Below are 6,685 nucleotides of genomic sequence, written 5' to 3'. Positions count from 1 at the left end.
GGGCGCAGTGCCGGCACCCCGTGGCCGAGGGACCGCCGGTGGCGCGCGGCGGCAGGCCGCGCTGGCTTGCGTCGGCGTACCGCGGCGTCGGCCAGCACGATGATCGCGGGATGACCCAGATCAGGTGGTGCGACCAGGAGATCGGGCTGATTACGTTGGCGGTGAGCCCGACCAGCGTGAACGCGGTCAGCTCGTCGCCGTCGGCGCGGGCGCTCATCGCCCGGGACAGGCCCAGCGCCAGGATCAGCACCGAGAACGCCAGCCAGAGCAGGCCGGGCGTCTCGATCGAGTCGTACAGCCGCGCCAGCAGACCGGCGAGGGACTGGTTGGCGGTCATGTCCGCCGCGCCGACCCGCTCGGTCTGCCAGAGCACGCCGGCGAAGTACGCGCGGGACTCCTCACCGAGCACGCCGAACGTCGCGATGGTCACGCCGATCGTGGTGCCCACAGCGGTGAGCGCGGCCCGCCACTGCCGGGTGAGCATCAGGTAGGCGACGAACAGCGCGGGGGTGAGCTTGACGCTGTGGCGAGCCGATGCCCACGCCGGCCCAGGCGCCGCTGTAGACGAACCGGGCCAGCGGCGAATCCGCCGTCTCGTAGTGGGTGCCCCGCCTGGCCCGCCAGCGCAGCCCCACCATGTCCGCCATGACCAGCGCGAAGAGCAGCAGGTTGACCTGCCCGTAGCCGAGCGTCTCCCGGGAGGGCTCGACTGCCGCGGCGAGCGGGGTGGCGATGCCGACGGTGAACCAGAGCGGCCAGCCGAGCCGGTCCACGATGGGGCGTAGCAGCGCGGCGAGGACGACAGCGAGCGCGCCGATGCTGGCGAGCGCGTTGACGAAACCGGCGCCGCCCACCGGCAGCCAGGACATCGGCAGCATGACCAGGGCGGCGAACGGTGGGTAGGTGAAGCCCAGCGTGGTCGACGGCGCGACGAAGTCGTACAGCTCGTTGCCGCCGGCCACCACAGCACCGCGCCGTGGTAGATCTTCATGTCGAAGAAGTTGTACGGCCGCCCGAAGGCGCTGATGGCGAGCCACGCGGCGTACGACACGGCGGCGACGACGCCGAGACGTACCACGATCCGGCGGTCGACGCGGGAGGTCGGGGCGAGGCGGTTGGTCCGTCTACCGACTGTCGTCGGCATGGCGTGGCCACCCCGTACCAGATCGTCGTACCCGTCCAGGTCCAGAACGGAGCCTAGAACGGCGCCTCACGTTGCTGCCTCCCGCGTTACGCGACCGTGTCCGATCCCACACGTGTTTGCGACATTTCCGCCGCGTTAACGGGTCTCGGGCGGTTCAGGTGATTGGTGGCCTTGCGGGGGGTGGTAGGCCGTACGAAATGCCTGGTCAGCCGGGCATGCGTCGGGCGGTCGCCGCCGAGCGTACGGCGATCTTCGCCTCGCGGCGCGCGGTGCGGACCGCGCGCTTGACCGACCGGCGCGAGTGGTCGATCCGGTGGCCGGCGCGCCAGCGCAGGCCCGGCTTGCCCTCGGTGTCGGCGGCGGCGAGGAGGAGGCCACCGAGCAGGCCGAGGTTCTTCAGGAAGTGGATCTGGTTGTTGTTGCGGGCGGCCGGGTCGTCGTTCGTCCAGAAGGCGTGGCCGGCGGCGGTGGTCGGGACCAGCGTGCCCGCGAGCACCAGCGCGGCCGGACGGGTGAACCGGCCGGTGGCGAGCATCAGGCCGCCGACCAGCTGGGTGGCGGCATTGGCCCGGATGAGCGAGACCGTGTCGGTGGGGATGCGGGGGTGCACGTTCCGGATAAGCGGGGCGACCTTCCGGTGACCGGTTCCGCGGCCTGCACCAGGCGTTCCGGTTGCGCAGGTTACGGGCGCCGCTGACCACGAAGATGCCGCTCAACATGACTCGGGCGAGGGAGCGCACGGGCTTCATGCCTCAGTCTTACCCCGTCGGGGGCGTCGTCATCCCCGCAACACACGAAAGGTATCGGCCGACGTGGACGTCCGATCGGTATCGATTAGGCCCAGGCGCAGCAGGTCGGCCTCCTGGTTGCGCTCGCGGGCGTTGCGCCGCGGTCGGCCAGGTCGTCGACGACGGTGCGCCACCGGGCGTACGTCTCACGCAGCGCGTCCAGCAGCTTCTCGTGCTCCGGCCCGGCGAACCGGTCGAGCGAGGCGCGCTGCTCGGCCGGGCGCAGCAACCGCAGCTGGTCGGACTGGCCGTGCACGGCCAGCACCTGCTCGCCGACCTCGCCGAGCGTGGACACCGGCATGGCGCGCCCGCCCAGGTGCGCCGGGAGCGGCCCTCGATGGTCACGGTGCGGCTGAGCAGCAGCGAGCCGTCCTCGTCGGGCTCGCCACCGGCGTCGAGGATGCGGGCGTGCACCGCCTCGGCCACCCGTCCGCTCAGGCGCAGCCGGCCCTCCACCGCCGCGCGGCCCGGCTGGGCACGCACCCGGCCGGCGTCGGCGCGGCCGCCGAAGAGCAGGCCGAGGCCGGTCACCACCATGGTCTTGCCGGCGCCGGTCTCGCCGGTGATGACGTTCATCCCCGCGGCCAGCGGCAGCGTCGTGTCCTCGATGACGCCCAGTCCGGTGATGCGCAGCTCTTCCAGCACAGCACCCGACAGTAGCCCCGCCGTGTGACAGTTGACCAGCCGGCAGGGCGAGGCGCGGGCACCCGTACAGTTCAGCCCCGTGCTAAAGGAGATCGGCCTGACCCCGGACGAGGAGGAGCTCTACCGCAGCCTGGTACGGGCGAACACGGCCCGGGCCGGTGAGCTCGCGCAGCGGCCGGGGTGGCCCCGCGCGGAGGTCGTCGCCCGGCTGGACGTCTTGCGCGACAAGGGTCTCGTGCTGCCGACCGGGCCGGAACCGGACGCGCCGCTGCGGCCGCTCGCGCCGCTCGGCGAGGCGCTGCTGCGCCGCCAGTCGGCGCCAACGTGCACGACGGGGTGGAGGCCGGGACGCCGGAAACCGCGTCGCCCAGCTCGCGTGCCGCCGCTTCCTCCGGCGGCGGCCCTGCGACCTGTCGGCCCGGCCGGGATCGACGCCCGGCCGGACACGGCGTGCCGGTCCGCCCGCCGCGGCCGGCTACGACGCTCCGGCGTCCCGGCCGTCGCGGCCCCGACCACCCCCTGGCCGAGCCCGCGACAGGTGGGCCGCATCCGGGAAGCGGCGGGCCTCACCGCCGCGCCCGGACTCACCTCGTCGCGGCCCGTACACTCACCGTAACGCGCGCGAGCGCCGGGACCGGTGGGCCGAACGGAGGTTTCCGCTGAGCCGCTGGTCAGCGTCGGTTGCCCCGCCAGCCCTGGACCGGAAGGTCGAACTTGGCCACCAGCCGGTCGGTGAACGGGCGTGCCCGCAGGCGCACGATGCGCACCGGCAGCGTGCCCCGGCGCACCGTGACCCGGGCGCCGGGCGGCAGGTCGTAGACGCGCCGCCCGTCGCAGCACAGCACCGCCAGGGTGGTGAACGGGTCGACGGTGATGACGAACGTCGAGGTGGGCGCGGTCACCAGCGGGCGACTGAACAGGGCGTGCGCGCTGATCGGCACCAGCAGCAGTGCCTCCACCTCGGGCCAGACCACCGGCCCGCCGCCGGAGAACGCGTACGCGGTCGAGCCGGTGGGGGTCGCGCAGATCACGCCGTCGCAGCCGTACCGGGACAGCGGCCGGCCGTCCACGTCGACGAGCAGCTCCAGCATCTGGGCGCGTTCGCCCTTCTCCACGCTGATCTCGTTGAGCGCCCACGACTCGATGGTCGGCCCGCCCTCGAACTCGGCGGTGACGTCGAGGGTGAGCCGTTCGTCCACCGTGTAGTTGCGGTCGACCACGTCCCGCACGGCGGTGTCCAGGTCGTCGATCTCGGCCTCGGCGAGGAAGCCGACCTTGCCCAGGTTGATGCCGAGCAGCGGCACCTTGGCCGGGCGGGCCAGCTCGGCGGCGCGCAGGAACGTGCCGTCCCCGCCGAGCGCGAACACGATCTCGGCGCCCTCGGCGGCCTCCGGGCCGGTCACCGGCACCACGCCCGGCAGGTCCAGGTCGTCGGCCTCCTCGGCCACCACCCGCACCTCGAACCCGGCGGCGATCAGGTCGGCGGCCACCGCGCGGGCGTGCTCCGTGCTGCGTCGACGGCCGGTGTGCGTGACCAGCAGCGCGGTACGGCTCACCCGGACACCTCCTCGGTCGTGGCCGCCGTCGCGGCGGCGCCCTGCGGGCCGGCGGCCACCACCGCGCGGACCCGCTCCGGATCCGCGGCGGGCGCGCCCCCGCGCAACCATACGAAGAACTCGACGTTGCCGCTCGGCCCGGGCAGCGGGCTGGCCGCCACGCCGGCCAGGCCGAGGCCCAGCGCGGCGGCGGCCGCGGCCACGTCGAGCACCGCCTCGGCCCGCAGCGCCGGGTCGCGGACCACACCGCCGGCACCGACCCGCTCCTTGCCGACCTCGAACTGCGGCTTGACCATCAGCGCCAGGTCACCGCCGGGCCCGGTGCACGCGGCCAGCGCGGGCAGCACCAGCCGCAGTGAGATGAACGACAGGTCGGCCACCGTCAGGTCGACCGGGCCACCGATCGCCTCCGGCGTGAGGGTACGCACGTTCGTGCGCTCGAACACCCGCACCCGCTCGTCGGTACGCAGCGACCAGGCGAGCTGCCCGTAGCCGACGTCCACGGCGACCACCTCGGCGGCGCCGCCGCGCAGCAGCACGTCGGTGAACCCGCCTGTCGACGCGCCCGCGTCCAGGCAGCGCCGGCCGGCCACCGTCAGCCCGCCGGGGGCGAACGCAGCGAGCGCTCCGGCCAGCTTGTGGCCACCCCGGGAGACGTACTCCTGCGCCGGATCCTCGCCGGTGACCAGCAGCGGGTCGGCCGGGTCGACCATCGCCGCGGCCTTGCGCGCCTGCACTCCGCGCAGCTGGACGCGACCGGCCTCCACGAGCGCGGCGGCCTGCTCCCGGGAGCGGGCCAGCCCGCGCCGGACCAGTTCGGCGTCCAGCCGGGTACGACGAGCCATCAGGTGTCTCTCCGCCTCTGCTCAGGCCTGGTCGATGGTGGCGAGGGTCTCGCGCAGCGTCTCGTACGCCGCCTCGTACTGGGCGATCTGGTCGGCCGGGGGGAGCGCCTCGGCGTTGGCCATGCCGAGCACGGCGGCGTCGACCGCCGGGTGCCGCGCCTCGCCGACCTCCTCGACCGGCGCGGGGCGTACCCCGGGGGCGGTCCGGGCCGCGGACCCGGCGGCGGGCCGGGCCGGGGCGCGGTCACGAGCCGGCCGCCCGGCGCCCGGTGGCCTTCTTCGCCGGCCGGGCGGGCGCGGCGGGCGAGTCGTCGGCAGGGGTACGGGCCACGGTGGCCGGCGGCTTCTTCGCGATCGCCTTCTTGGCCACCGTCTTCTTTGCCAGCGCCTTCGTCGGCGTCGTCGCGGGGGCCTTCGCCGGCGTGGTCGCCGGGGCTTCGGCGGCGGACGATCCGGTCGTCGACGGCTCCGGCGCGGGCGGCCCCGGCTTCGGCGAATCGGCGTCCGCTGGCTCGGACGGCTCGGTCCGCGGCGAGGCGGCGGCGGCCCCGGCCGGTGCGGTGGCGGGCTCGGACGATCCGGTGGACGGCGTGTCGCCCGGTCCGAGGTGGCCGCGCGCCTCGCGCAGCTGCCGCTCCAGGTCGTGCACCCGGCGGGTCAGCTCGGCGACCTCGTCGGCGGTGGCCAGCCCGACCGCACCCAGCGCCCGGTCCACCTCGAAGCGGACCAGCTTGGTCAGCGACTCCCGGTTCGCCAGGCCGGTCGCGACCAGTTCCTCGGCGAGCGTCTGGAGCTGGGCGGCGGTCGCGCCGCCCTGGCCGACGACGCGCATGACCGCGTCCTGTGCCTTCTTCCGGGGCGCCTCCGTCAGGCCCATGGCCAGCTCGAGGTAGGCGCGCCACGCGTCCTGCATGCCTGAGTCCTTCCGCGGGGCGAGGTGTGCAGGTGCCACGCTACCGGGCACCCGGACGCCCCATTGCGGTACGGTGCCGGGAACGGCGTGGTTCGTGGTGAGGAGACGATGTGGCCAGCGTGGACGAGTGCCGGCAGGCGTTGCAGGACCTGGCCGCGCGGCTGGACCGCAACGCCGAGGCACAGGGGCGCATCGACCTCGACCGCACCCTGGCCTGCCGGATCACCGACCTCGGCACGGCGTTCCACGGGCGGCTGGAGGGTGGCCGGCTGGTCGACCTGGCCGACGGCGACGACCCGAAGGCGAAGATCGCGCTGAGCACCGGCAGCGACGACCTCGTCGCGCTGGTGGACGGCCGGCTCGACGTCATGTCGGCGGTGGCCTCCCGGCGGGTCTCGATCAAGGCGAATCCGTTCGACCTGATGAAGCTCCGCAAGCTGCTCTGAGCGGCCCGGCTGCCTCAGTCGTCGAGACCGAACGCGGCGAGGGCCTCCTCCGCCGCCGGGGACTGCGCCCGTACGCGCGGCCCGGCCGCCGTCGACCAGGCCACCTCGCAGAGCGCCGCCAACGCCTCCAGGGGCGGTCCCGCGCCGTCGAGCACGAGGTCCGCGCCGGCCTCCGTCACCGACCAGCCGCCGTCTGCGGCCCGGCCCGGCACCGCCACCACGGCGGCCGGGTCGAACAGGCCCGCCAGGTCGAACGAGACGTACGCGGGGCGGCGCTCCTCGGGTGCGGCCAGCAGCTCGGCGGCGTCGCTGACGCCGGTGAGCACCAGCAGGCTGTCCAGTCCGGCC

General features: G+C 74.7%; 5 protein-coding genes and 5 pseudogenes. 2 read left to right on the top strand and 8 right to left on the bottom strand.

Annotated elements, in window-relative coordinates; genetic code table 11:
• The 3 pseudogenes from KSK32_RS00535 to KSK32_RS00525 form a co-directional block, all read right to left on the bottom strand.
• Window positions 1–1,144: pseudogene (locus KSK32_RS00535) on the bottom strand (glycosyltransferase 87 family protein); the annotation flags it as partial.
• Window positions 1,145–1,349: 205 nt separating this feature from the next.
• Window positions 1,350–1,893 (bottom strand): annotated as a pseudogene (locus tag KSK32_RS00530) (DoxX family protein).
• A 71-nt stretch (window positions 1,894–1,964) separates the two neighbouring features.
• Window positions 1,965–2,577, bottom strand: a pseudogene (locus tag KSK32_RS00525) (AAA family ATPase); the annotation flags it as partial.
• A gap of 79 nt (window positions 2,578–2,656) precedes the next feature.
• Here KSK32_RS00525 and KSK32_RS33025 point away from each other — a divergent pair.
• Window positions 2,657–3,193, top strand: coding sequence for a helix-turn-helix domain-containing protein (locus KSK32_RS33025; protein WP_289256370.1), 537 nt, complete (start codon window positions 2,657–2,659; stop codon window positions 3,191–3,193).
• Window positions 3,194–3,248: 55 nt separating this feature from the next.
• Here KSK32_RS33025 and KSK32_RS00515 read toward each other — a convergent pair whose 3' ends face one another.
• From KSK32_RS00515 to KSK32_RS00505, 4 genes and pseudogenes are all read right to left on the bottom strand, one after another.
• Complete coding sequence (locus KSK32_RS00515; protein ID WP_013285580.1) at window positions 3,249–4,133, bottom strand: NAD kinase; 885 nt, start codon at window positions 4,131–4,133, stop codon at window positions 3,249–3,251.
• A complete protein-coding gene (locus tag KSK32_RS00510) occupies window positions 4,130–4,978 on the bottom strand; it encodes a TlyA family RNA methyltransferase (RefSeq protein WP_216927952.1) in 849 nt (282 codons plus the stop codon). The genes KSK32_RS00515 and KSK32_RS00510 overlap by 4 nt, the downstream gene beginning before the upstream one ends.
• A gap of 21 nt (window positions 4,979–4,999) precedes the next feature.
• Window positions 5,000–5,226 (bottom strand): annotated as a pseudogene (locus tag KSK32_RS34440) (hypothetical protein).
• On the bottom strand, window positions 5,223–5,891 hold the full coding sequence (locus KSK32_RS00505) for a phasin family protein (RefSeq protein WP_216927951.1): 669 nt from the start codon (window positions 5,889–5,891) through the stop codon (window positions 5,223–5,225). The pseudogene KSK32_RS34440 and the gene KSK32_RS00505 overlap by 4 nt, the downstream one beginning before the upstream one ends.
• Before the next feature lie 110 nt (window positions 5,892–6,001).
• On the opposite strand from KSK32_RS00505, the gene KSK32_RS00500 reads away from it, so the two are divergent.
• The gene (locus tag KSK32_RS00500) at window positions 6,002–6,337 is read left to right on the top strand and encodes an SCP2 sterol-binding domain-containing protein (RefSeq protein ID WP_216927950.1); all 336 of its coding nucleotides are present in this window, start codon (window positions 6,002–6,004) and stop codon (window positions 6,335–6,337) included.
• A 14-nt stretch (window positions 6,338–6,351) separates the two neighbouring features.
• Here the strand turns inward: KSK32_RS00500 and KSK32_RS00495 are convergent.
• Window positions 6,352–6,685: pseudogene (locus KSK32_RS00495) on the bottom strand (HAD family hydrolase); the annotation flags it as partial.

Origin of the sequence: Micromonospora sp. WMMB482 (assembly GCF_019038635.1) — a bacterium.
Lineage (GTDB): Bacteria > Actinomycetota > Actinomycetes > Mycobacteriales > Micromonosporaceae > Micromonospora > Micromonospora marina.
The sequence above is the reverse complement of the archived record's forward strand: the minus strand, read 5'-3'. Positions and strand labels throughout refer to the sequence as shown.